The organism is Pelodictyon phaeoclathratiforme BU-1, assembly GCF_000020645.1.
GTDB classification, from domain to species: domain Bacteria; phylum Bacteroidota; class Chlorobiia; order Chlorobiales; family Chlorobiaceae; genus Chlorobium; species Chlorobium phaeoclathratiforme.
Genome location: NC_011060.1, coordinates 2,040,111 through 2,061,792, shown reverse-complemented (window position 1 = coordinate 2,061,792; position 21,682 = coordinate 2,040,111). Strand labels below are relative to the sequence as shown.

Sequence of the window (21,682 nt, the reverse complement as noted above, 5' to 3'; positions counted from 1 at the left end):
TTAAAATCAGATGATTGTTCTGCAGAGCTGATTTCTTCAATCATAATCAATCAAGTTCATTAAATGGACCCAATATATGAGCAGATAGCGGAATTGCCCTGGATTAAAGGGCTGCTTGAGTTGGCAGGAATTGATGAAAAATATGTTTCATTATTATCGCTGATTATTGTTGTTGCTGTAAGTGTTGTGATCATTACATTTGTCAGAAAAATATGGATAAAAATTAATGAGTGGCATAGTATCATTAAAAAAGCACGTGATTTGAAGCCTGAGTTTGAAAAGGATGATATAAAGGAATTAAGTCACATATTCATCAGGACAACTGCGGCGGAAAAGTCGCCTAACAGGTATGATAATCCGGGTGAAGCCTATAAGTATACAGGGAAAACATACGATCTTATTGATTTTATGTTAAAAAAATCATTTAATGAAAACGTAGAAAGTCACAAATATTATCTTGTCCTTGCTGATTCAGGGATGGGCAAGACTGCATTTATGCTTAATCTGTATTTGCAGAATTATTCGTATGTAAATTTCTTTGATTTTCTTTTCGGAAAAACATATACCATCAAGCTTCTTCGCTTTCAAAGCCGGAATGCCGATAAACCGGATGATATTCTGGAAAGAATAAAAAATATGAATTGTGATGATATTCCAAATACGATTCTCTTGCTTGATGGTCTTGATGAAGATCCCTTTATCTTTCCAAAAGATAAATCCCGATCAGATGAAGAGGCATTTAAGCTGCGGGTCGATCAAATTGTTGATGCTACTTGCCGGTATAAAGAGGTCGTTATTACCTGCCGTACACAGTATTTCCCCCAACAAGAGGATGACCTCTATGAACTGAGTATAAGAAAAGGTGGAGGCGGATTTCATACATTTCAGAAATATTATATTTATCCTTTTTCTGATGCAGATGTGCATAAATATCTTAATCAAAAGTATGGTTCTAGTGTTTTGCAATACCTTCATGGAAGAAAAAAAGAAATAGCCTTGCAGGTTGTGAAAAACAGCAATAATCTGATGGTTCGTCCCATGTTGATGAGCTATATTGATTATTTGGTTGAAGATGACAGGGTTTATACCAGTAGTGTACAGATTTATGAGGCACTTATTGAAAAATGGCTCATGAGGGAAGGTGCGAAATGGAAAAGGGTGTCTGAACGGGAAGTTTTTGTTCGCGCATTGAAAAATTTTTCACTACAGGTTGCTATAGAAATCTATAACAATTGGCTGAATAATCGGACATTTTATATTACAAAGGACAAGGCAATAGAAATTGCCGGAAAGTGTGAATATCCAATAGATCGTCACGAAGCAACAGGAAAATCATTGCTAAGCGCTCAACAATAAATTATTCCGTAATATAAGGGCAAGAAGGTAAACACAAACACCTGCCCTTGTAAATCATGAAGTTAAGTTACTTTGAATTATCTGCCATCGATCGTGCAAAGCTACAACAAATTGTGGCAAAAGGAAGAGATTGGCAAGCACGTCATCGGGCTCAAACACTGTTATATTTCAACGACGGGTTGAGTGCAAAGACCATCGTGGCATTGCAAGACCTGAATATCGATACGGTTTATGACCGACGTAAGAACTGGTTATCAAAGGGGTTTGCTGCTTTATATGACAGGCATCGAAGCGGCGCACCTCCGAAACTAAACGCCATTCACCTTGAACAGATCACGATTTGGGCGGAAAAGGAAGCACTGACAGCTCCAGCGATAGTGGCTCGGTTAAAGGAAGAGTGCAATGTAAACGTGAGCGTTGGTACCGCAACTAATGCGTTGAAAGCACTTGGTTTTGTCTGGAAACGTACACGCCTGTGGTTAAAAAAAAACGAGATGAAGTCCGGTTTCGACAAGCACAGTTAGAAATAGAATTGATGAAAGATGAAGTCGAACGCGATGAGAGGATCTTAGCCTTTGTAGATGAGACTGGTTTCGCACTGGCCCAGCCAAACCGCAGCGCCTGGACTCCGATAGGCAAATGTCACAAGATTGACGCCAACCGGGGAAAACGCCTGAATGTCATCGGAGCCATGCTCTCAACGGGTGATTTGTTCTCAGTTGCGCTGTGGCAAACAACAGATTCACTTATATTTACCGGCTTTCTTGGTCTGCTGATGAACTACGTGGGTAAACCTTTAACGGTCATTCTGGACAATGCGTCATTCCATAAAGCGAAAGCGGTTCAACCGATGTTAAAGGTGCTGGCTCAAAAGGGGCTGACTCTTTATTTCTTGCCACCTTACAGTCCAGAACTCAATCGAATTGAAAAGTATTGGCACAAGGTGAAGTATGAATTGATGGAATTCAAGACGCGAAATGAAAAAACCCTTGAAGAAGATGTTCGAAAAATCTTAGCTGGTTTTGGTACTGATTACGTAATGACTTTTTGATGAGCGCTTAACCTGTGACGCAAAAATGAACTGGAAATTTTCACACAAATCAATTCTGGAGTTTCTTGTTGCAAAAGAAGCGGTTGGACGTTTTGATTTTGCCTGTACCCTTGATTTTTCAGGTATGGATATGGCAAGGTCATTCTGTTTTGAATTTGGCATAAATCCTTTTGTGCTTTCAAATTATATCGAGGTTAAAGGCGATGTATTCGTCATGGGAAGTCCGGAAAATGAAGCGGGTCATCGAGAAGATGAAAGACAGCATTCTGTAAAAATAGCTGATTATTCTTTGTATAAATTTGCTGTTTGTGTCGGGGATTTTAAAAGATTTATTGATGATTCGGGCTATAAGACTGATGCTGAAAAAGAGAACTTCAGTTTTGTTTATGATGGGAAATCAGGGAAGAGAAAAGATGGTATCAATTGGTCTCATGATTTGTCGGGTAATGTGCGTGAGCCATCAGCATATAATCATCCGGTATTGCATGTAAGCTGGAATGATGCGGAAGCATATTGCGCATGGTTGAGTAAAAAAACGGGTAATACTTTCCGATTGCCGACTGAAGCTGAGTGGGAGTTCGCTTGCCGTGCAGGATCAGAAAAACCGTTTCATACTGGTGATAATCTTACGACTGGCCAGGCAAATTATAATGGAAACTATCCCTTTAACAATAGTGTAAAAGGGATTTTCAGAAAAAACACTCTGCCTGTTGACAGTTTAGAACCCAATGTCTGGGGTTTGTATAATATGCACGGCAATGTATGGGAATGGTGCAGTGACATGTATGGTAAGAATTATTACGACGAATGCAGGGCGAAAGGCACTGTTGAGAACCCTGAAGGTCCGACAACGGGTTCGCACCGTGTAATTCGTGGCGGGGGCTGGAACTACGTTGCCGTTTACTGTCGGTCGGCGTATCGGGACAACAACGCCCCCGGCTACCGGTACGACCTCGTGGGCTTCCGCCCGGTTTTCGTCCCGTAGTCAGTTGGCAGCTCATTCCGGCTTTGTTTTTGAGTGAGAGGGCAGTACCAACATTTTGGTGAGCAGCGGAGAGGGACGAACCGCTGCACGCCAAAATGTTCCGGTAACAACCGACTACAGAAATGACCACCGAAGGTGGTCCGACGATTTTTTTGAAAAAGGAAATAGCCGCCCATCATAGCTCCGATGTCTTATTATCCTGCCGCTTTTCCCTGATCACAAGCGCACGCCTGAAAAGCGGCTCTGCTTCAGTGTACCTGCCTACCGTTTGAAGGATTAGTGCGTAAGCATTGAGATACACAGGATCCTGATCATCAGTCGTGGCCGCTTGCTTATAGCACCGCTCGGCTTCGGGGTAGTTAATCTGGCGTTCATAGTTCTGACCTTGCAGATATAATTCCCTGGCACGGTTATCAATTCTGGTGATTTCACCAAAGCAGTCAAAGCCAATACCGATAAGAGCTATTACCATAATGATCAATACTCGAACACCGGTAAGTGCAACTGGAGCGACGTTATGAAAAGATTTTTTCATGCCAAAAGAAGGATAGAAGCAAAAAAAGAAGTAAACTTTTTTGGAAGAGATAACATGTAATACTTGTTATTCATAGCGATATTACTTTGTTTTGGAGCCATTTTCAGATAACTGGATAAACTTTTTTAATAATGGCCTACCCCTTGGGATGTCGCAAAAGATCTCGGGGTATCTGTTTCGACGCCTTACCGATGGATTCCTGCATCTAATAATCCTTAACGAGTTTTAAAATCCGGTGCGACGTGAAGTCGTCGAATTGAATTGCTCTTTACAGATCCGCATTTCTGTAATGCCTTACCCCTCAGGCTCAGAGTCGCCAAAGTTCCCTTGGATTGCACTCTGAAGGTGGGTCAGGATTCTGGCTTTCGCCTTCAGGTCTGAAAGAGCCGACAATCACGCATCAAAAAAGGATGATCGAATAAAAGTATTCATGCGCCACTACCGTATCCATACAGATACTTCTTTGCAAGTTTTTTTAGCTTTTTCCCCCTTCCCTGATAAAGATGAGGGTACCAACCGTCAATATCAAGTCTGATTTTCCGTTTTTGGCCTATTCTTGTTTTCCGATCACATCTCCACCCCTCCCTTTTCTTTTCAACCCTCCATGTGAACTCTTTTGGCAAGTGTCGGATCTCGTCAAGGGTACATTTTGCCCCGTTTTTTTGGGTCTTTGACTTGGAAATGGGTGTTAATGGGTGTATTATTGGTTTATGCTTCGAACCGACACTCTTCAAATTACCCCGGAGATCCTGAACCTGATCGCTCAGATCGACGAGTTCAAAGGCGCTTGGCGTGCTTTAAGCACACTCGCTCCAGATCGCCTCTCAGCTTTACGCAGGGTCGCGACCATTGAGAGTATTGGATCATCAACTCGCATTGAGGGCAGCAAACTCTCTGATCGAGAGGTAGAACGTCTGCTTTCTAACCTAAAAATCAACTCTTTCGATACGCGTGATGAGCAAGAAGTTGCCGGTTATGCCGGGCTGATGGACCTGGTGTTCGAATCGTGGCCGAGCATCCCGTTCAACGAGAACCACATCAAACAGTTACATCAAATCTTGCTGCACCACAGTGAGAAAGATGCCCGGCACAGGGGGCAGTACAAAACCAACTCCAACAGCGTCGCTGCCTTTGATGTACATGGCAAGCAGCTCGGTATCGTGTTCGAGACAGCGACCCCCTTCGACACCGCTCGTCTCATGGCCGAACTGGTGACTTGGGTGAAGGATGAACGTGAGTCTGCGCAACTGCACCCGCTGCTGATCATTGCTATCTTCGTGGTGCTCTTTCTCGGAATCCATCCCTTCCAGGATGGTAACGGTCGGCTCAGTCGTGTGCTGACCACCTTGCTGTTACTTCAGGCGGGGTATGCCTACGTCCCGTACAGTTCATTGGAAAGTGTTATCGAACTCAACAAGGAAGCCTACTATCTGGCACTGCGCTCTACCCAGGGGACGATCCGTACCGATGCGCCAAACTGGCAGCCATGGCTGGTGTTTTTCCTGCGTTCGCTCTCCGATCAGGTAAACCGTCTTGAGAAAAAGGTTGCGCGAGAGAAGATCGTTTTAGCCTCCTTGCCGGAACTCTCACTCCAAATCGTCGAGTTTACCCGTGAACATGGGCGCATAACAATAGGAGATGCGATCAAATTGACTGGCGGCAACCGCAACACCTTGAAGGGACATTTCCGAAACCTGGTCGAACGCGGTCATCTTATTCGGCACGGCAGTGGGCGTGGTGTCTGGTACGAACTGAGGTAGCTTGGAGAGCATGCAACACGGGGGTATGTATGGACTAAGATGAGAACGGCCTATGCGAATCCAAGCCACACCGCGAGCACCCGGTTAACGGCAAGCATTGAGGCATCATCAAGTTTTCCAAATGTCGGTACAATTTATTCACGCGGGACGGTCTGAACCTTGTCTCTCTTTATTAGACGGCGGGAACTACTCTGGAAGTTGGAATGAAGCTTCTACCTATTTCAAAAAGGTTGAAACTGAAGAACGATGGGTACAACTATCGGTAGGGATTCGCACGCCGCTCGGCAAGCTCCTCAATCGCAAAGTAAAGAACGTCAAGGAGTCAAACACTCTTCCGGGCGTTCCAGATGGAAAGTATGCCGTCATCACGTTTCAAACAGAATTTGAGCATAATAAATCTACCGTTGAAACAGTGACATTAATGTTCGAAAACGATAGCGCATGGAGATCTGTAGGGTACTGGATCAATTGATAGCCCGTAACGTCGCTTCGCATCATCCTTTTCCTTGAGACCGCAACACGAATACAATAATGCGCAAAAGAACTGCAGAGCAAGCCATTCCGTAAATATCGGGGAAACATTACTTGAAAAGAACATGAAAAGTAAATATCTCTTTTTTTCAGTGTGCCTGGCTTTGGGAAGCATTCTGGCAGACACTCATCTGCTTTATAGTATGGGGACAGAACATGCCGATAAGCTGTCGGAATTACGGTATAAGTCCGGGCATGGTGACGCAGAGGCTCAATACAAACTCGGAGTGCTGTATGCTTCAGGAAAAGGTCTTACCCAGGACTATTCCCAGGCGATAAAGTGGTGGCATCTTGCTGCAGATCAGGGTAATGCAGAAGCCCAATACAGTCTGGGAGTAATGTATGGCACCGGCAATGGTGTGAAACAGGACGATTCCGAGTCGGATAACTGGTTGCAGTTATCCGCAAAGCAGGGGTATGCACCAGCACAAAAGTTGTTGAATAAATTGAAGGAGAAACAATAAGAAATAGGGGAAAACATGCCAAACGGGGGGGGCACTCCCCCCCCCGGAGGTCGGAGCTGAATAGGTTACAACGCTGAGCTTTTTTGCAGATGCAGACTCAGGTACGAAACAGGGAATGAGCATAACCCGTTCGGGAATGGCATCCCGATGTTCAATCGAAAGGACGATGAAAAACGCTTCGTCTATGCTGGGCCTCCCTCGGTTTTGCCTGTTCTCCTGTAACAGTAAACCGGGGAGACAACGACGGAAAAGCGGAAAATGGATGCCGCCCCAAAAGCGAGCATCCATACCGGCTACACCAGGCAATCACTCCTTTGCAGCATCCCTCCCGCAACTCAAAATCATCAAGAGACTCTTTGAGGATTTCATCACTGATCCGACGGCAGGATCCAATTCTGAAACCGGAACACGCATCAAACCGCGATGTACACGGGAGCAAATTCGGCAAGGTTTGAGAAGCTATGGCGAAATAAAATTCCGTTAGCGATCAACCAGATAAACCAAACGCTCACACGCATCAAGCGCTGATTCATATGGAATGATTTCATCATCCCGAGCAAAAGACATATCCTGCACGAACGATTGATAGGCTTCTTTCCATACGGCATTTTGCAAATTTGTCATAACGCCACGAAGCCGCTGTTCTTGAGGAATATCACTGCGATTGTAATCGCCAGCAATGGATTGGCGAACAAGGTCTGGAAACTTGACGTTCGATGCAATCAACGTTTCAAGTGCTGCCAGATCATGAACGTGCCGTATCAGGGTTTTATCTTGGCGTTCCTCTTCGTCCAACAATCTCCACGAAAGCGCACTTAACTTGTCCGCTGCGATTTCGACCGGATCGATATATGGCATAGAGCCAATTTCGGCGGGCTGCCCTTCCGTAAATCTTAACAGCGACTGCACTGGCTTGAACACAACAGGCATTTGTGGCGCTACAAAACGCACCTCAACACGGATATGTGTTCTCAATCGTTGGTTCCGCATAAATGTTGCACCATAATCCAGTTCAAGTGAAAAGAATCTGCTTCCATCGCGTACCATCGGTTTGGCGACCAGAACCAATCCTCCATCTTCAAGAGCAGCAATTATTTTCTTGCGAGTTTCACGATAATACTTGTGCCCGGCAGGGGTTATGGTGGCTTTAAAATCAACATCTTCAGAAAAGCGCTTGATAAGTCCTGCTTTTGCTAACGATGTTCCACCGCCAAAAGCCAATTGTAACCCTTGGATGTGAAGACCGTTAAGCAATGTAAGCGCTCGAACCACATGCCAATCTTTCTCAATAAAGGCTTCGTCAGTTGTAACGAGTATACCAGCAGCACGTTCAATGGCCGTTTTTGTTGGTAGAACTTGATTAATCGGCATGTTCAAACCTCATGCTATACCCGCTGAATCCAATACGGCGACGAACACGTTTTCGCACACCGATCACGCGACCTGTTGGAACCTGAGTCGTGTTGCCCGCATTGTACTTGATTTCCATTGCTGTTGGGCCTGTAGGAATATCCAGCTTCTTCAGTGCCTCCAGTACCAGACTGTTAAGGCTTTTGGGCAAGGAGGGACGGGCATCAATCGGTGAGAGAGTCGCACGCACATAAATGCCTTGGCCAATTTTGATAAGTGTTCCCTCTTTAACCAACCGAAGCAGGCAGCGGCCAACCTGATCATAGCCTCCAAGATCAAGAAAATCTTGTCGCACAAGAACGTCATTGCGCTTGCGCCTGATGCGGCTGCTCATCTTGAAGAGCAGTGTCTCTTGTAACTTTTTCATGTTGTCAATTTACGACATAGAGCAGAGAAAATCAACTCATTTATATGGCACTTAGAGATATTGTAAGCAAGAGTATACAGACCCTCATCCGCCTGAAAAAAGGATTGTCGACTATCCATCCGATCCGGCTTGACGAATTCAGGATCAGCATCTGCCTGCGTATTCATTTGCCTGACATTGTCGAAGATGGCATCTGTTTCTGCTGTTTTTTTTCGACTTTGGTTTTCTGAACGGTACGTAGACGGTAGTTTTGACGATTCAAAATATTTGAAAGTGTACGAACCGCGGGCAAAGATTCTTCTGGCCATCCTTCGGCAACAAGGGCATTGGTTCATGCTTCAAACCCCGTCGTAACGCAGTAACCTGTTTCCGGAGGCCAGTTCGAAATATTCGCCAAGGTGCGTTTCTGACTTTGTCGTTCTCACGCCAGGACTCACTGAGCAAGATGGAGTGACGAGAGTTTCTATTTGGGACAATGTCGACGTGCATGGATTTATTACCCGTTCAGGACAGTGATGGTTACTGAACTGAACGGGGAATATTTTCACTCATGGTGATCTGCAGACGTTGACGCAATCGCAGAGAGCGTTACGTTACTTTTTTGGCCCATTGGGAGCGCTCATGCCGCTTCCGTCGGCGATACCGTCACCGGAATTAGGTGCTGGGCCTTCTGATTCGCCGCCAGAGCCCTTTGGAGCGGAATCAGCAGTTGTCTCCTCCTCATTTCCGCCATTAAGGATAATCCCCGACAAATTCGGGAGTTTCAGATCAAACCCGGCAGCATATACCGGTTGGAGAGTGGCGCTGGCAATGATTATGCCTGCTGTGGCCAGAATTGAAATAACTTTTTTCATGGAACTCCTCCATTACAGGTTTCTTTGCATGATTAATCGTGGCTGCTGTTTCACTCTTCAACTTCTTCCCAACCCGTGATCATTGCCTTGATGTTGGATGTCGGGGTATGGCCGGTTGTGGTCATATAGATATGCATGATGACAAACCCGACAAGCATGTATGCCAGAAAGGTATGAATAAGGGCAATAGGCTCAATCCAGCCGGGGTTCATGCCTGCTGCAACAAGTTCGTTGAAGTAGTAGTAGGCAAACCCGAAAATGATCTGCAGCGGTAATCCTACGAGCGTCAGCATCAGATAGGTAATGCGCTGCAGCGGATTGAGCCGTGAAATTTCATTTTTTTTGAACGGATGCGGTTCGTTTTTGAAGATCCCGATCAGATAGTAGCGAGCCTGCATCATTATTTTTTCAAGCAGGTTTCCTTCGGTCAGATACTGGCGGAAATCACCTGTTGTGATGTACCAGAAAAATGCCAGGAGGATAAAGCTTGCAAGGCCCCAGGCAAAGAGGTTGTGTACGTGGAATGCGGTTTCGTATCCCATGAGGTTAAACAGTCCATGCACTTCGAGACCGGTAATCAGGAGCGAGAAGATGATGAACGCCTGCATCCAGTGCCAGAAACGTTGAAATCTTGCATAAAGGTAGATTTTTTTCATGATGCACCTTCCGACTTGGTTTTTTTATGGGAAAAATATCTCATGAAGGCGTGAATCAACACTCCGATAAGGGAGCCAGCAATGGTAACAAAGCCTGCAATTTCAACAAACGGGCTGGCATCTCTTCCTGGCAGGTAGAAGCCACCCAGTTTTTCAAGCCTTCCGTTCCGGGAATGGCATTCAGCGCAACTCATTGCATCCTCTTTGGGAGATACCATGTGCGAAATGGGCCAGGACATCTCCGTTTCAACAAAGCCATACGTTCCGCTGTACTTGAGGTTTGCATACTCCATACCTTTCTGTATTGCCGTACCCCAGTTGAAGTCAGACCAGTAGGCTCCCGACCCTTTCTCTCCGTAAAGCAGTGGTTTTACAAATTGTTTCAGCACTGGATCGTAGGGCTGTTTTCCCCGGTGAACCTTGAATGGCCAGATTCTCGAAAGGGTGTCGCCCGGATGGCCATCAGGATGATTGATGGCGACAACGGTCGAATCGTTGATTTTTGTCAGGAATGTTACGTAATTCATTTTGCCATTGAACCAACGGTATTCGGGTTCAATATTTTTCGACCACTTGAATTCCCCTTTTTTGCTGATATAGAGAGGTATGCCGGAAGCGTCCACGCGGGTAATCTCTTTTCCCTCTTTATCAAATTTGCCTGCTTGAGACCAGTCCCACCACATTTTTGTCGCTCTTTTTTTTGCGATAGTTGGTATATGGCAGGTTTGACAGGCGACCTTGTCGATATGATCATTGAGTTTTTTCAGCTTTTTATGCGGTTTCAAACCGTGACAGGAGATGCATGTTGTCGGGTAGTCATCGGGAAGGGGATAGTCGAAACCATGCATATCGCGTGCCGTAGGTTCGTAACGGCTGCCCGGCACCTGGTGCCCTTTGGTTTTGTGGCAGTCGATGCAGGTCATGTCGAGCTCACCCTTTCCGGTTGCCATATGCACATCGACGCTTTTGTCGGGTTTGATCAGTGAGTTATCGAGGTCGCCATGCTTTACCGCATCGGCTCCGCCGCCTTCGAAATGGCAGACGCCGCAATTGTGACGGTCGGGATTCTGCACATGCTGGGCAATGTGAGAGAGATCGACTTTAGGATAGAGCTTGTTTTCAAAAGTGGTGCTGGTATAGGCCGGATGTCCCGCTCCGGCAGGGAGCTTTTTGTAGGTGCCTGTTCCGTCGTGGCAGACAATACAGTCAACGTTTTTTTCGCTGGTGAAATCGAACTGCTTGTCTTTCCAGTTGTAGCCGATGTGGCATGATGTACATCTCGGTTCGTTACCCCCAACAGAAATACAGAAATTGTTGACGACGTGCTGCTTTCCGAGCATTTTTCCATCTGTCATGGGAACTTCCCATGTCCAGTGTTTGGTTCGATGAATCTGTTTGGCGGCTTCGGTATAGCATTTCAGGCAGGCTTCCGTTACCTCGGGCCCGCTTTTGAACTCCTTTTTCAGCTCCTGGAATTTTGAATGATCAGCAGTTGACCTGATCAGGGGATCAACTGGCTGGTGGAAAGGTTTGGCAAAGAGTAAAGAGAAAAGAAAAAGAGAAACAAGAACCGGTACCAGCCGGAGGAGGATCAGTTTTTTCATGATATCCGGTGTTTGGTTAGTGATTTATAGTAAACCGTACCACTGACCGTAATGTACAGCTATCTTATTGAATTTAAACTATATAACAATTGTTTATTCTCTCTGGGCATGGCTTTTTCAGCTTTTTGATGGTTTTTATTGAGCTGGTTTGACACTCTGTTCTGCTCTTTTTCTGCAGGTATTGCTTTTGATTTTGGGGGGTTGATGTTCGGTATTGCCGCCAGGTATGGGATGATATCCATACGGGATCGTGTTGATCAGCTTTCGGATTGAGGAGAGATGGTTGTCGGGAAACGCAGCAATGGATGTGAGGGAGTGGATGAGCTGGAGATGCTGATCCGGAAATAAAAAAAAGTTGCCCTGTTTTGTATATTGGCAAGGGTATCTCCACTATGAAAATCTGATAAAGGAGAGGTCAATGCCATGACGAGCGAGACTGGACGCATTGTGAACCTGGCTATCATGTGATGATTCGGGATATAGAACAGGGGAGCCGGGTTTGGGTCGATAACGCGGGAAGAGCTGTTTGGGTTTGTAAATGATGCATGCATTAATCGAAAATTATAACATATACGCAGGAGGATTTGTATGAAACGGGTGATTCTTTTTTTGTTGACAAACTTTGCCGTGATGCTGGTGCTGTCGGTCACTGCCCGTATTCTGGGTGTTGACCGCTTTTTGACCAGCAATGGATTGAATATGGGTATGCTGCTGGTATTTGCTGCCCTGATTGGCTTTGGTGGCTCCTTTATTTCGCTCCTGATGTCCAAAACCATGGCGAAATGGAGCACTGGCGCACAGGTTATCAAACAGCCTTCCAGCCAGGAGGAGGTATGGCTTGTGGAGACTGTGAGAAGACTTTCCACTAAAGCCGGTTTCGCAATGCCCGAGGTGGCCATTTATGATGGCGCTCCCAATGCCTTTGCCACAGGCCCAAGCAAGTCCAGATCGCTGGTGGCGGTCTCGACCGGACTGTTGCACAGCATGGATCGCAAACAGGTGGAAGCCGTATTGGCTCACGAGGTTTCCCATATCAACAACGGCGACATGGTGACCCTGACGCTGATACAGGGAGTGCTCAATACTTTCGTGATCTTTCTGTCGCGTATCATTGCCTATGCGGTGGACAGCTTTCTTCGCAGGGACGAAGATGAGTCGGGCAGTCCGGGCATTGGCTATTGGATCAGCAGTATTGCATGTGAAATCCTCTTCGGTATTCTGGCCAGCATTGTTGTCATGTTCTTTTCACGCAAGCGGGAATACCGGGCCGATGCGGGAGCGGCTGCACTGATGGGTGACCGGCGTCCGATGATTGACGCCCTGCGTGCCCTGGGGAACCTCGATGCCGGTCAGTTGCCGAAAGAGATGGCAGCCAGTGGGATTGCCGGCGGTGGCATGATGGCGCTTTTCAGCAGCCACCCGCCCCTTGAATCCCGGATTGCAGCGCTGGAATCGGCACGTTGAGAGTAATGCTATCAGCAAAGAGGATGATCAGCCTTCATGAATTTACTCACTCCCTTATGCTGTGAGGTCACGGAAGAGATCCCTGCACAGAAGTGAGGGGGGAGCGGAGGATCTCTTGATTCAGGATTTACATCTCTTCGATCTGATGGAGGATTTCCCGCAGTGAAACGCTCTTTGCCAACTTTTCTTCGTCAGTGATGGAATTGAAAAAACCGATAATGGAGTTGCCGCCGATACCGATCGGGGGATACTCTTTTTCGGCAAGTGTCGGCATCAGGGCAAGGAATTTCGATATCCTCTCTTTGTCCATGCCGTTGATTCTGCCGAGGACATCTGCTGTGATACCGGCAGAGGCATCCTCGCCGAGACCGGCAACGTAGGCGGCGCTCTGTATTGCGCCGTACTGGAAGCCAACTACCGCAAAGACGATATCCGGGTTCGTGCTGCGTTCCAATCCGACAGGGCATTGCCCGATCGCTTCAGCAAGGAACTGCAGCGCCATTTTTGTTACCGCTTCGATCTTTTTTTCTTGATTATTCTGCATCTGCTTTCTGTTTTGCCGGGCGTTCATATTTGAAGATGCAGACGGGGCTGCCGAGAGCCTGACGAGAGAGAATTTCGCCTTTCATCTCCGGGAAAGCCCTGCGGGTTGCATCCATATCGAGTTCGCAGATGACATGGCAGGGTATATCGAAGCCGAATTCCTTGCATACTTCAAGGTAGGGGCAGACCTTCTGTATTTCGAGGGCGGCGTCGATACCTCTGTTTGAGATGTCTACGGCCTCCATCTCCATGCCGATTGTATTGAATATGGGGATGGACTGGCGGAACCCTTCGATGAGGGTTGGCAGTGCAAGCAGCGGCCCCATGCGCTGCTTCTGCAACTCGGGAAACCCTATGAGCATCGTTTCCCAGGCCTGCTCCTCTCCATACTCTGCGCGAAGTCCCCTGAATCTCGAAAACTTCTTTCTGGCAGCCTCCAGCAATTCTGATTGAGCGTTTTGCATCGCTTGTTCTCCCGGTTTAACGTTATAGGAGTGCACGTTTGCGTCCTCCTCCATTGTCAAGATACGGGGCTCTCTCTCTATCTTCAAATATCCATGTCGTGCGTTGTGGAGTGAGCTAAAAAGCCTTGCCTATCATTCCGTTTTCTGTAACCACCGGGAAGGCGCCCTTCGTTGACGATATGCTGACGGAAACCCTGAGGACGTTGGTGACCCGAATGGTCAAGAATTCTCAAACATTGCGTATTCAGGTGCTTTTGATGTACTCCCGTATTTCCTTGAAAAGATCAGTGAGCGTCACAACGGAGAATCCCTGTTTGAGCGGGTAGCTCTGTGAAATCGGGGCGACAATGAATGTATGTAAGGGTGCAATGTCCTCTATTGCAGAATAATTCCCTCTTGAAAGTGTTGGCGCTGCGGATGCCTTGCACTCAATGGCAAGCAGGCTTCCTGAAAGCTGGAACAGGATGTCGATTTCTGTTCCGTTGGAGGTTCTGTAAAATGAGAGTTCTGCACGCGGAAATATCCCTTTGAGATTGGTAATCACCGTGCTCTCCCATAATGAACCGAAAACCGGATGGCCTGCAAGTTGATTGAAATCGTACAATCCAAGCAGCGCAGAAATAATGCCGGTGTCAGTAATATAGACTTTGGGTGTTTTGATCAGGCGCTTGCCGGTATTGGAGATGAACGGCGGCAGGATGTGCACCATAAAGGTCTCCTGCAGCAAATCAAGGTAGTTTCGCACGGTGGTGTGGCTGATTCCGAGAGAACCACCGATTGTCGAGAGGTTCACGGTCTGTCCGTTGTTATGGGCCAGCATCAGCCACAATCGTCGCATGGTCTGTGGTGAAAAACCGCTCCATTGCAGTAGATCGCGCTCAAGGAAGGTTGCAATAAAATCTTCCCGCCACTGATATGAAACTTCCGGTATCTTTTGCAGCAGACTTCGCGGGAAGCCGCCAACGGTGAGATAGTGCTCGTATGAGACATGATCGTTAACCTCCTCCCACAAAAAAGGGGTCAACTGCTTGTAGGTAATGCGTCCGGCAAGTGATTCCGAACTCTGCCTTAGAAGATCACGGGAGGCTGAACCGAGAACAAGAAAGTGGCCATTTTCACCCCAATCATCCACCATGCTGCGGATAAGGGGAAAGAGATCGGGTTTTCGTTGTACTTCATCAATGCAGATCAGCTTTTCCTTTTGCGAGATAAAAAACCATTCCGGCTCTTCGAGTTTTCGCAGGTCGGAGGGCTTTTCAAGATCGAGGTAGAGAAATGGACGATTGTAGGTCAGAAGATGGCGTGTCAGGGTTGATTTTCCACATTGTCTTGGCCCGATAACTGCGGTGACCGGGGAATTCTTCAGCCCGTTCTCGACCTCGGTTGTTATCAAGCGCTTCAGATATTTCATTGTCGTAAGTATGCAGATTGAATATGCCAATTTCAATTTACATACTTATTTCTCGAAAACACAAAAATATGCCAAGGTGAACGGTACGGGAGCTTCAGAAATTATGAAAATCTATACCGTATTGATGGTAATGCTGGTAGCTCTGGCAGGGTGTTCAACTTCACTCAAAGGCAGCGTCGGCGCCGCCGGTAATCAGGATGCTTCAAAAAATGGTAACAGTGTTGCAAGTTCTACAGAGACAAACCAGTCTGCTGTAGTCGCAGGAAACTGACCAAAAAAATGTGTCGTGCTATCTTTTGAAGCTAAAAGATAGCACAACCACAATGAATCAGCTTATCAGGTGTGCTTCGCAGGCTTCCCCCTCTTCAAGAGCGTCGAGGATTTCGTCGATTTTCTCCTCGCCGTCCACTTCGCCGTACCAGAAATTTTCAGGATAGACCACCAAAACCGGCCCTTTTTCACAAAGGTTGAGGCACCCTGTTGCCGAGACAGTGACGTCGGTCATGCCGCGGTCGGAGAGTTCGCTTTCGATATAGGGAATCAGGCTGAGCGACTCTTTTTTGTGACAGATTCCCTGAGGTGTTCCCTGTGCCCGGAAGCTTGCGCAGACAAGAATGTGATGTTTTGGTTTGTCCATGATCGTTTTTCTTGAATGTTAAAAATTTTATGTCAGTAGTCAGTAGTCAGTAGTCAGTAGTCAGTAGTCAGTAGTCAGTGGTCAGTAGTTTATCCGCATCCTCCGCCGGTGCCGCTGCAACTTGATCCGCAGGCATGGATCTGGCTGCTTTTCATCAGGTGTTTCAGATCCTGACCGTTAAAGAGGCCGTAGATTGCCTCCTCAATGACCCCCTCAAGAACCATGACCTCAATCCCGTTGGCCTTCATCACTTTTGTGGGCGAGTCGCCTGCTCCGTTGACAAGCAGCGCCCGGCAGTCTTTCAGGGTATCGGCCAGTGCTGCCCACCGCTCCTGCCCGCCGCCGGGAGGAGGAGCGGTTCTTGAATCGACAAGTACGCATGTTCCGGTATCGTCCATGCCATAGATGAGAAAGCGATCCGCTTCGCCAAGGTGCTGGTTGATCAGTACCCCCTCTATACTGCTGACGGCGATATAGGGGCGTATCTCATCGGGATTTTTAGGCAGTGCAGCAGCTTCTGCAAGTTTCTGCATAATTTCTTCACTGTTGATTTCGCCGATAATGCCGACTGCATCGGCGCGGCAGCGGGCGCAGTGTTTCATCTGTGGCAGATATTCGCTTGTCGCACTCTGAATTTCGCTGACCATATCCAGAGATGGTTCGGCAATATTTTCAAATACGGTTTCAGTCGTGCTGTAATAGGGCATACAGTTCAGGATATCGGCGCCCAGTTCAGCCACTTTCCGTGCGACCTCAATGACATGGTTATCGTTAATACCCGGAATAATAATGGAGTTCACTTTGGCGGTGATTCCTGCCGCCTTGAGCTTTTTCAGGGCTTCAAGCTGTTTGTCGATCAGCAGTTTTGCCGCATCAAGGTCGCGGTACATTTTTTTGTTGTGCCGTACCCATGCGTAGATTTCCGATCCGATAACCGGGTCAATGGCATTGATGGTAATGGTGACATGGCTTACCTGCAGTTCAGCAAGCTCATCGATATATGGCGCCAGATCGAGTCCGTTGGTTGCCATGCAGAGCAGCATTTCGGGATATTTTGCCCGAACCAGCCGAAGGGTTTCCATTGTCTCATCCGGATTGGCGAAGGGATCTCCCGGACCGGCAATGCCCACAACGGCAATGTTCGGTGAGAGGATCATTGCCTGATCAAGATAGTGCATGGCCTGACCTGACGAGAGGATCTTGCTCGTCACGCCGGGACGGTTTTCGTTCATACAGTCGAATTTCCTGTTGCAGTAGTTGCACTGGATATTGCATTTCGGTGCAACGGGGAGGTGGATACGCCCGAATTTGTGGCGCGACGCATCGTTGAAACAGGGGTGGTTTGCTAATTTCAGTGTCATGGTTTCCTCCCTTTACATATAAGTGTAACCGATTGATGAAGCATTCTGCCGCTCTTCGATAACGGTGTTGACGATCCGGTCAAAGAGTTCCTGGGTTCCCCTGTACCCAAGATGGTGCATTCTTTGTCCTCCGAAACGGTCGTGAATGGGGAAACCGAGCCGAAGCAAGGGGATGTTGTTTTTTCTTGACATGGTATAGCCCTTGCTGTTACCGATAAGAAAATCGGGTTTCAGTATTTTGGCTTCATCCTCGATATCGACAAAGTCAACCCCTTCACGTACCTTGATACCGAGTTCATCCATTGTGGGGATCAGCTCCCTGATCCTTTTTTTTAGAAGACCACTTTTTCCTCCCGAAGCACAGAGGAGGGGCGTCATACCGATCTCAGTGAGAAATGCGGTCATGGCAACCACAAGGTCTTCTTCACCGTAGAGAATTACCTTTTTCTCGAAAACATATTTATGGCCGTCGGCATAGGCGTCAATCAGCCTGCGTCGTTCATCGTCATATTTATCGGGCCGAGCCTTGCCGGTCAGTGTTTCAAGCAGGCTGAAAAATTTGTCGCTCTCCTTGATGCCGATGGGCAGGGAGAGATGATATCTTGGCACATCAAACGCCTCTTCAAGATAGCCGGCAGCCGATTTCGATGCTTCAAGGGTTGAACCGAACTCAATGCTTGCTGCGGCGCTTCCTGCCGATACAATAGCGCTTGCCGGAGTGCCGCCAGGCGGTATGCGATGATATTCGCCCCAGGGGCCGCCATCCATGGTCTGGGAATAGTCGGGCAGCAACATCACCGGAGCCTTGAAATCAGCGAAGATCTCCTTGAGATAGCGCAGGTCGGCTGGCGAGACCATGTTCGGAAAGAGGTTGATCAGGCTCTGCTCTTCGCCCTTCTCGGCCAGCGTTTTGACGGTCGCCCTGACTGCGGCATGAAAACCGTCAATGTGACTGCCCTGGTAGCTCGGCGTTGAGGCGTGAATCAGTATCGGCATTGGTGTGCCGTTTTTGAACTCCTTTTTATATTCCCGCAAAATTCCGGGCACATCATCGCCGATGGTTTCGCTCAGGCAGGTGGTTGCCACCCCGATAACCTCTGGTTTGTACTGATCAGAGACGTTTTTCAGTCCGATTTTCAGGTTATGGCTGCCGCCGAAGACGGCGGTTTCTTCATGAAAGTTCGATGAGGCAATATCGATCGGCTCTTTGTAATGGCTGATCAGGTACCGCCGTATATAGGTGGCACACCCCTGTGAACCGTGCAGGAACGGTACGCAATTCTCTATGCCCCGGAAGGCAAGACATGCTCCAAGCGGGTTGCAGAGTTTGCAGGCATTCTGTGTTGCTGTTTTTGCGTGTTTCATAGGGTACCTCCTTTTCGTGGAGCAAACTGCCATACCGGGCTCATGACCGATTGATAGACCTCCAGTGCAAAATTATACATGCCCTCAAATCCGGCCAGAGGGATCTTCCTCTCGTGGTTATGATCGCAGAAGCCGATGCCGAGTTTGAAAGCTATCGGGCGCTCCTTGACCCCGCCGATAAGCAGATCGGCCTCTTTTTCAAGAATAAATTTCGAAAGCTCGACGGGATTGGAGTCGTCCACAATCACCGTTCCTTCGTCGCACATCTCTTTCAGTCGTGCATAATCGTTCTTGTCTCCAGTCTGTGAACCGGCAAGAACGACCGACATGCCGATTGAACGCAAGGCCTTGATGAGCGAGAATGTTTTAAATGCGCCACCGACATAGATGGCCGCTTTTTTGCCCGTCAGCGCCTTTTTGAACTTCTGCAGTGAAGGGTAGAGTGTTTTTACCTCCTCACTGACAACCTGTTTTGCCGCCTCCATGATGTCCGGGCGGTCGGGAAAATATTTTGCAACATCGTAGAGCGATTTCGACATATCTTCAATACCGAAATAGGAGACCCGGATATAGGGAATGCCGTATTTCTCTTCCATCTCCTTGGCAAGCCAGGTCATTGATCCCGAGCACTGCACAACGTTGAGGGTTGCTCCGTGTGCCCGCCGTACTGCATCAATACGTCCGTCACCGGTCAGGGTTGCGACAACCTCGATGCCCATTTTTTCATAGTACTTTCTGATAATCCACGCCTCTCCGGCAAGGTTGAATTCGCCGAGAATGTTAATGCTGTACTTGCTGATCTCCTCGGTCGATCCCGTACCGATCAGCTTCATCAGGGCATGGCAGGCAGCCTTGTAGCCATCCTTTTTGGTGCCCTTGAACCCTTCGGAATGAACCGGCAATACCGGAATTCCAGTCTCTTTCGCAACTTTTTTGCAGACGGCATCAATATCGTCGCCGATAAGGCCGACAATGCAGGTCGAATAGATAAAAGCGGCCTTGGGTTTGTATTGCTCAATCAGTTCAATCAACGAGTGGTAGAGCTTTTTTTCGCCACCGTAAATTACATCCATCTCCTGCAGGTCGGTGGAAAAGCTTAACCGGTGCAATTCAGGTCCCGAAGAGACCGCTCCCCGGATGTCCCAGGTATAAGCGGCACACCCGATCGGTCCATGAACAAGATGAATGGCATCAGCTACGGGATAGAGTACCACGCGTGATCCGCAGAAAACGCAGGCACGCTGGCTCACAGAACCTGAAAGGCTTGAGGTGTCACATGCGATATCGGCCTGCGGCACTCCCTTTTTCTTTTCAAAAATCTGCTTCTGCCGTCCTTCGAGAATCGAGATCTGTTCCATAGCGTCTACCCCTTTACATAAAATATTGTTGTCCCTCTCTCCCCTGGGGGGCAGGCATTCTTTATGAACAAAATGCCGCCCCTGCAGGGCCGAAGAACTATTGCTGTTTACATGACCAGTTCAAATTTTTCCTCAAGAGCATCACGATCCTGGCGATCCATGAGAGCGTTGAGCAGTTTTTCGAGCAGTCTCAGTCCACCGCTGTAGCCGACATTCGGGAAGTAGCTGTGGCCGATACGATCGAGAATCGGGAATCCGAACCTGATAAAAGGAACATCTTCGTCACGTGCCATGTACTTGCCATACGTGTTGCCGATCAGCAGGTCAACCGGTTCATTTTTCATCCACTGGTGCAGCAGGAACATATCTGCCTGAAGACCGTTGCGGAAGTTTGTTTCCGGTGACCGTGCATCAAGCAGCAGGCGCATCTGTTTCTCAAAACGCTGACCGGGTGTGCCGCTGACGATATGAACGGGTTTCATGTTCAGATCGAGCAGGAACTCGGTAAGCGGAAGCAACTGATCCGGATCGCCGAAAAGCGCGACTCGTTTGCCGTACAGGTACTGTTCCATGTCGGCCATAACATCGACAAGACGTCCCCTTTCAGCAGTGATCTCATCAGGTACCTTTACCCCGGCGAGCTGGCTGAGCGTCATGATAAAGCGGTCGGTTGCAGAGAGACCGATGGGCATATCGAGCGTTTCGAACGGCACTTTGCAGCTCTTTTCGAGAGCGATAGCCGCCGGTTCTGCACTGATGCTTCCAAGCGCAAGGGAGGAGAGGCTGTCGCCAGCGCTCACCAACTCTGCCACTGTTGTGCCCCCTTTCGGATAAAATTCATGCTTGCCGGTCTGCGGTGCATCAAGCACATCCGAGGTGTCGGGGAACAGGACAATCTTGACGCCAAGCTCTTTCGTCAGGCGTTTGATTTCGCGCATGTCGGAAGGTTCCATCCAGCCGGCAATAATATTGAACTGGCGCTTTTTCACTCCGCTTGAGACGGCAAATTGTGTAGCAATACCCGTCACCATATTGGCGTAACCGGTAATGTGCGACCCGACAAAGCTTGGAGTGCTGGCAAAAATGAGATGCTTGCCTTCCGGGACTTTGCCGTCATCTTTTGCTTTCCGTGTGATCTGCTGCAAATCATCACCAATGGTTTCAGAAAGGCAGGTAGAGTGCACCGCAATGATATCGGGATCATAGACCGAAAAGATGGTTTCGATGGCAGCAAGGAGGTTTGCCTGGCCGCCGAACACTGAAGCACCTTCGGTGAACGAACTTGTTGCCGCCATGACAGGCTCTTTGTAATGGCGGGTCAGGGTACTGCGATGATAGGAACAGCATCCTTGTGAGCCATGGCTGTGAGGCAGACAGCCATGAATACCGAGCGCAGCATACATGGCGCCGATTGGCTGGCAGGTTTTTGCCGGGTTGATCGTCAGCCCTTCACGCTCTTTAACCTCTTTTGATGTGTGTCGTAATAGCATAATTTAATAGTCTCCG

At 48.0% G+C, this 21,682-nt stretch carries 26 protein-coding genes; 10 read left to right on the top strand and 16 right to left on the bottom strand.

What is annotated here, in order from left to right:
* Positions 1-63 precede the first annotated feature (63 nt).
* Genes PPHA_RS09805 through PPHA_RS09790 form a run of 4 tightly spaced genes read left to right on the top strand, consistent with a single transcriptional unit; the run spans position 64 to position 3,392 of the window.
* Positions 64-1,356 (top strand): NACHT domain-containing protein, encoded by a 1,293-nt coding sequence (locus PPHA_RS09805; RefSeq protein ID WP_012508670.1) that lies wholly within the window; start codon positions 64-66, stop codon positions 1,354-1,356.
* A gap of 56 nt (positions 1,357-1,412) precedes the next feature.
* Positions 1,413-1,880: a helix-turn-helix domain-containing protein gene (locus PPHA_RS16325; protein ID WP_041526412.1), complete on the top strand. Its 468-nt coding sequence runs from the start codon at positions 1,413-1,415 to the stop codon at positions 1,878-1,880.
* 11 nt (positions 1,881-1,891) lie between these two features.
* On the top strand, positions 1,892-2,407 hold the full coding sequence (locus PPHA_RS16320; RefSeq protein WP_049759884.1) for an IS630 family transposase: 516 nt from the start codon (positions 1,892-1,894) through the stop codon (positions 2,405-2,407).
* 25 nt (positions 2,408-2,432) lie between these two features.
* Positions 2,433-3,392 (top strand): formylglycine-generating enzyme family protein, encoded by a 960-nt coding sequence (locus tag PPHA_RS09790; protein WP_012508669.1) that lies wholly within the window; start codon positions 2,433-2,435, stop codon positions 3,390-3,392.
* 175 nt (positions 3,393-3,567) lie between these two features.
* Here the strand turns inward: PPHA_RS09790 and PPHA_RS09785 are convergent, their stop codons facing one another.
* A complete protein-coding gene (locus PPHA_RS09785; RefSeq protein WP_012508668.1) occupies positions 3,568-3,927 on the bottom strand; it encodes a tetratricopeptide repeat protein in 360 nt (119 codons plus the stop codon).
* 428 nt (positions 3,928-4,355) lie between these two features.
* Positions 4,356-4,550, bottom strand: a complete 195-nt coding sequence (locus PPHA_RS09780) for a hypothetical protein (RefSeq protein WP_041526521.1) — start codon at positions 4,548-4,550, stop codon at positions 4,356-4,358.
* An 87-nt stretch (positions 4,551-4,637) separates the two neighbouring features.
* Between PPHA_RS09780 and PPHA_RS09775 the strand changes: the two genes are divergently transcribed.
* From PPHA_RS09775 to PPHA_RS14690, 3 genes are all read left to right on the top strand, one after another.
* A complete protein-coding gene (locus PPHA_RS09775; RefSeq protein WP_012508667.1) occupies positions 4,638-5,687 on the top strand; it encodes a Fic family protein in 1,050 nt (349 codons plus the stop codon).
* A 121-nt stretch (positions 5,688-5,808) separates the two neighbouring features.
* Complete coding sequence (locus PPHA_RS09770) at positions 5,809-6,159, top strand: DUF4019 domain-containing protein (protein WP_012508666.1); 351 nt, start codon at positions 5,809-5,811, stop codon at positions 6,157-6,159.
* Between the two features lie 124 nt (positions 6,160-6,283).
* Positions 6,284-6,682 (top strand): tetratricopeptide repeat protein, encoded by a 399-nt coding sequence (locus tag PPHA_RS14690; RefSeq protein WP_012508665.1) that lies wholly within the window; start codon positions 6,284-6,286, stop codon positions 6,680-6,682.
* Positions 6,683-7,162: 480 nt separating this feature from the next.
* Here PPHA_RS14690 and PPHA_RS09755 read toward each other — a convergent pair whose 3' ends face one another.
* Complete coding sequence (locus PPHA_RS09755; RefSeq protein ID WP_012508664.1) at positions 7,163-8,053, bottom strand: nucleotidyl transferase AbiEii/AbiGii toxin family protein; 891 nt, start codon at positions 8,051-8,053, stop codon at positions 7,163-7,165.
* On the bottom strand, positions 8,043-8,459 hold the full coding sequence (locus PPHA_RS09750; protein ID WP_012508663.1) for a DUF6088 family protein: 417 nt from the start codon (positions 8,457-8,459) through the stop codon (positions 8,043-8,045). The genes PPHA_RS09755 and PPHA_RS09750 overlap by 11 nt, the downstream gene beginning before the upstream one ends.
* Before the next feature lie 44 nt (positions 8,460-8,503).
* On the opposite strand from PPHA_RS09750, the gene PPHA_RS15660 reads away from it, so the two are divergent.
* The gene (locus PPHA_RS15660; protein WP_150085659.1) at positions 8,504-8,689 is read left to right on the top strand and encodes a hypothetical protein; all 186 of its coding nucleotides are present in this window, start codon (positions 8,504-8,506) and stop codon (positions 8,687-8,689) included.
* 363 nt (positions 8,690-9,052) lie between these two features.
* On the opposite strand, the gene PPHA_RS09740 is transcribed toward PPHA_RS15660, so the two are convergent.
* From PPHA_RS09740 to PPHA_RS09725, 4 genes are read right to left on the bottom strand one after another with little or no spacing between them, the layout of a single operon-like run.
* Complete coding sequence (locus PPHA_RS09740) at positions 9,053-9,313, bottom strand: hypothetical protein (RefSeq protein ID WP_012508662.1); 261 nt, start codon at positions 9,311-9,313, stop codon at positions 9,053-9,055.
* Positions 9,314-9,363: 50 nt separating this feature from the next.
* Positions 9,364-9,969: a cytochrome b/b6 domain-containing protein gene (locus PPHA_RS09735; RefSeq protein ID WP_012508661.1), complete on the bottom strand. Its 606-nt coding sequence runs from the start codon at positions 9,967-9,969 to the stop codon at positions 9,364-9,366.
* Positions 9,966-11,573: a tetrathionate reductase family octaheme c-type cytochrome gene (locus PPHA_RS09730; RefSeq protein ID WP_012508660.1), complete on the bottom strand. Its 1,608-nt coding sequence runs from the start codon at positions 11,571-11,573 to the stop codon at positions 9,966-9,968. The genes PPHA_RS09735 and PPHA_RS09730 overlap by 4 nt, the downstream gene beginning before the upstream one ends.
* A 59-nt stretch (positions 11,574-11,632) precedes the next feature.
* Positions 11,633-11,815 carry a hypothetical protein gene (locus tag PPHA_RS09725; RefSeq protein WP_041526518.1) on the bottom strand — a complete coding sequence of 61 codons (183 nt, stop codon included), beginning with the start codon at positions 11,813-11,815 and terminating at the stop codon, positions 11,633-11,635.
* A 346-nt stretch (positions 11,816-12,161) separates the two neighbouring features.
* On the opposite strand from PPHA_RS09725, the gene htpX reads away from it, so the two are divergent.
* Positions 12,162-13,037: a protease HtpX gene (gene htpX / locus PPHA_RS09720; protein ID WP_012508659.1), complete on the top strand. Its 876-nt coding sequence runs from the start codon at positions 12,162-12,164 to the stop codon at positions 13,035-13,037.
* A 127-nt stretch (positions 13,038-13,164) separates the two neighbouring features.
* Here the strand turns inward: htpX and PPHA_RS09715 are convergent, their stop codons facing one another.
* From PPHA_RS09715 to PPHA_RS09705, 3 genes are all read right to left on the bottom strand, one after another.
* Entirely contained in the window at positions 13,165-13,581 is a 417-nt protein-coding gene (locus PPHA_RS09715; protein WP_012508658.1) for a hypothetical protein, read from the bottom strand.
* Positions 13,571-14,044 carry a hypothetical protein gene (locus PPHA_RS09710; RefSeq protein WP_041526824.1) on the bottom strand — a complete coding sequence of 158 codons (474 nt, stop codon included), beginning with the start codon at positions 14,042-14,044 and terminating at the stop codon, positions 13,571-13,573. Before PPHA_RS09710 ends, PPHA_RS09715 begins: the two co-directional genes overlap by 11 nt.
* 244 nt (positions 14,045-14,288) lie before the next feature.
* Positions 14,289-15,455 (bottom strand): ATP-binding protein, encoded by a 1,167-nt coding sequence (locus PPHA_RS09705; RefSeq protein ID WP_012508656.1) that lies wholly within the window; start codon positions 15,453-15,455, stop codon positions 14,289-14,291.
* A 10-nt stretch (positions 15,456-15,465) separates the two neighbouring features.
* Between PPHA_RS09705 and PPHA_RS16315 the strand changes: the two genes are divergently transcribed.
* Positions 15,466-15,726 (top strand): hypothetical protein, encoded by a 261-nt coding sequence (locus tag PPHA_RS16315; protein WP_041526517.1) that lies wholly within the window; start codon positions 15,466-15,468, stop codon positions 15,724-15,726.
* Positions 15,727-15,783: 57 nt separating this feature from the next.
* Here PPHA_RS16315 and PPHA_RS09695 read toward each other — a convergent pair whose 3' ends face one another.
* The 5 genes from PPHA_RS09695 to nifK all read right to left on the bottom strand — a co-directional run bounded on the left by PPHA_RS09695 (position 15,784) and on the right by nifK (position 21,666).
* Positions 15,784-16,092, bottom strand: coding sequence for a (2Fe-2S) ferredoxin domain-containing protein (locus PPHA_RS09695; RefSeq protein WP_012508654.1), 309 nt, complete (start codon positions 16,090-16,092; stop codon positions 15,784-15,786).
* An 89-nt stretch (positions 16,093-16,181) separates the two neighbouring features.
* Positions 16,182-17,453: a nitrogenase cofactor biosynthesis protein NifB gene (nifB, locus tag PPHA_RS09690; RefSeq protein ID WP_012508653.1), complete on the bottom strand. Its 1,272-nt coding sequence runs from the start codon at positions 17,451-17,453 to the stop codon at positions 16,182-16,184.
* Positions 17,454-17,465: 12 nt separating this feature from the next.
* Entirely contained in the window at positions 17,466-18,818 is a 1,353-nt protein-coding gene (locus PPHA_RS09685; RefSeq protein WP_012508652.1) for a nitrogenase component 1, read from the bottom strand.
* Positions 18,815-20,176: a nitrogenase iron-molybdenum cofactor biosynthesis protein NifE gene (nifE, locus tag PPHA_RS09680; protein ID WP_012508651.1), complete on the bottom strand. Its 1,362-nt coding sequence runs from the start codon at positions 20,174-20,176 to the stop codon at positions 18,815-18,817. Before nifE ends, PPHA_RS09685 begins: the two co-directional genes overlap by 4 nt.
* Positions 20,177-20,283: 107 nt before the next feature.
* Positions 20,284-21,666, bottom strand: coding sequence for a nitrogenase molybdenum-iron protein subunit beta (gene nifK / locus PPHA_RS09675; RefSeq protein WP_012508650.1), 1,383 nt, complete (start codon positions 21,664-21,666; stop codon positions 20,284-20,286).
* Positions 21,667-21,682: the final 16 nt, after the last annotated feature.

Bases quoted from the DNA above. Each gene is read 5' to 3' on its own strand.
- nifK (WP_012508650.1), bottom strand. From the start codon at position 21,666: ATGCTATTACGACACACATCAAAAGAGGTTAAAGAGCGTGAAGGGCTG.
- htpX (WP_012508659.1), top strand. From the start codon at position 12,162: ATGAAACGGGTGATTCTTTTTTTGTTGACAAACTTTGCCGTGATGCTG.
- PPHA_RS09750 (WP_012508663.1), bottom strand. From the start codon at position 8,459: ATGAAAAAGTTACAAGAGACACTGCTCTTCAAGATGAGCAGCCGCATC.
- PPHA_RS09730 (WP_012508660.1), bottom strand. From the start codon at position 11,573: ATGAAAAAACTGATCCTCCTCCGGCTGGTACCGGTTCTTGTTTCTCTT.
- PPHA_RS16325 (WP_041526412.1), top strand. From the start codon at position 1,413: ATGAAGTTAAGTTACTTTGAATTATCTGCCATCGATCGTGCAAAGCTA.
- PPHA_RS09770 (WP_012508666.1), top strand. From the start codon at position 5,809: ATGTCGGTACAATTTATTCACGCGGGACGGTCTGAACCTTGTCTCTCT.
- nifB (WP_012508653.1), bottom strand. From the start codon at position 17,453: ATGACACTGAAATTAGCAAACCACCCCTGTTTCAACGATGCGTCGCGC.
- PPHA_RS16315 (WP_041526517.1), top strand. From the start codon at position 15,466: ATGCAGATTGAATATGCCAATTTCAATTTACATACTTATTTCTCGAAA.
- PPHA_RS09775 (WP_012508667.1), top strand. From the start codon at position 4,638: ATGCTTCGAACCGACACTCTTCAAATTACCCCGGAGATCCTGAACCTG.
- PPHA_RS09725 (WP_041526518.1), bottom strand. From the start codon at position 11,815: ATGGATATCATCCCATACCTGGCGGCAATACCGAACATCAACCCCCCA.
- PPHA_RS09735 (WP_012508661.1), bottom strand. From the start codon at position 9,969: ATGAAAAAAATCTACCTTTATGCAAGATTTCAACGTTTCTGGCACTGG.
- PPHA_RS09695 (WP_012508654.1), bottom strand. From the start codon at position 16,092: ATGGACAAACCAAAACATCACATTCTTGTCTGCGCAAGCTTCCGGGCA.
- PPHA_RS09790 (WP_012508669.1), top strand. From the start codon at position 2,433: ATGAACTGGAAATTTTCACACAAATCAATTCTGGAGTTTCTTGTTGCA.
- PPHA_RS09740 (WP_012508662.1), bottom strand. From the start codon at position 9,313: ATGAAAAAAGTTATTTCAATTCTGGCCACAGCAGGCATAATCATTGCC.
- PPHA_RS09805 (WP_012508670.1), top strand. From the start codon at position 64: ATGGACCCAATATATGAGCAGATAGCGGAATTGCCCTGGATTAAAGGG.
- nifE (WP_012508651.1), bottom strand. From the start codon at position 20,176: ATGGAACAGATCTCGATTCTCGAAGGACGGCAGAAGCAGATTTTTGAA.
- PPHA_RS09785 (WP_012508668.1), bottom strand. From the start codon at position 3,927: ATGAAAAAATCTTTTCATAACGTCGCTCCAGTTGCACTTACCGGTGTT.
- PPHA_RS15660 (WP_150085659.1), top strand. From the start codon at position 8,504: ATGGCACTTAGAGATATTGTAAGCAAGAGTATACAGACCCTCATCCGC.
- PPHA_RS09715 (WP_012508658.1), bottom strand. From the start codon at position 13,581: ATGCAGAATAATCAAGAAAAAAAGATCGAAGCGGTAACAAAAATGGCG.
- PPHA_RS09705 (WP_012508656.1), bottom strand. From the start codon at position 15,455: ATGAAATATCTGAAGCGCTTGATAACAACCGAGGTCGAGAACGGGCTG.
- PPHA_RS14690 (WP_012508665.1), top strand. From the start codon at position 6,284: ATGAAAAGTAAATATCTCTTTTTTTCAGTGTGCCTGGCTTTGGGAAGC.
- PPHA_RS09710 (WP_041526824.1), bottom strand. From the start codon at position 14,044: ATGCAAAACGCTCAATCAGAATTGCTGGAGGCTGCCAGAAAGAAGTTT.
- PPHA_RS09685 (WP_012508652.1), bottom strand. From the start codon at position 18,818: ATGAAACACGCAAAAACAGCAACACAGAATGCCTGCAAACTCTGCAAC.
- PPHA_RS09755 (WP_012508664.1), bottom strand. From the start codon at position 8,053: ATGCCGATTAATCAAGTTCTACCAACAAAAACGGCCATTGAACGTGCT.
- PPHA_RS16320 (WP_049759884.1), top strand. From the start codon at position 1,892: ATGAAAGATGAAGTCGAACGCGATGAGAGGATCTTAGCCTTTGTAGAT.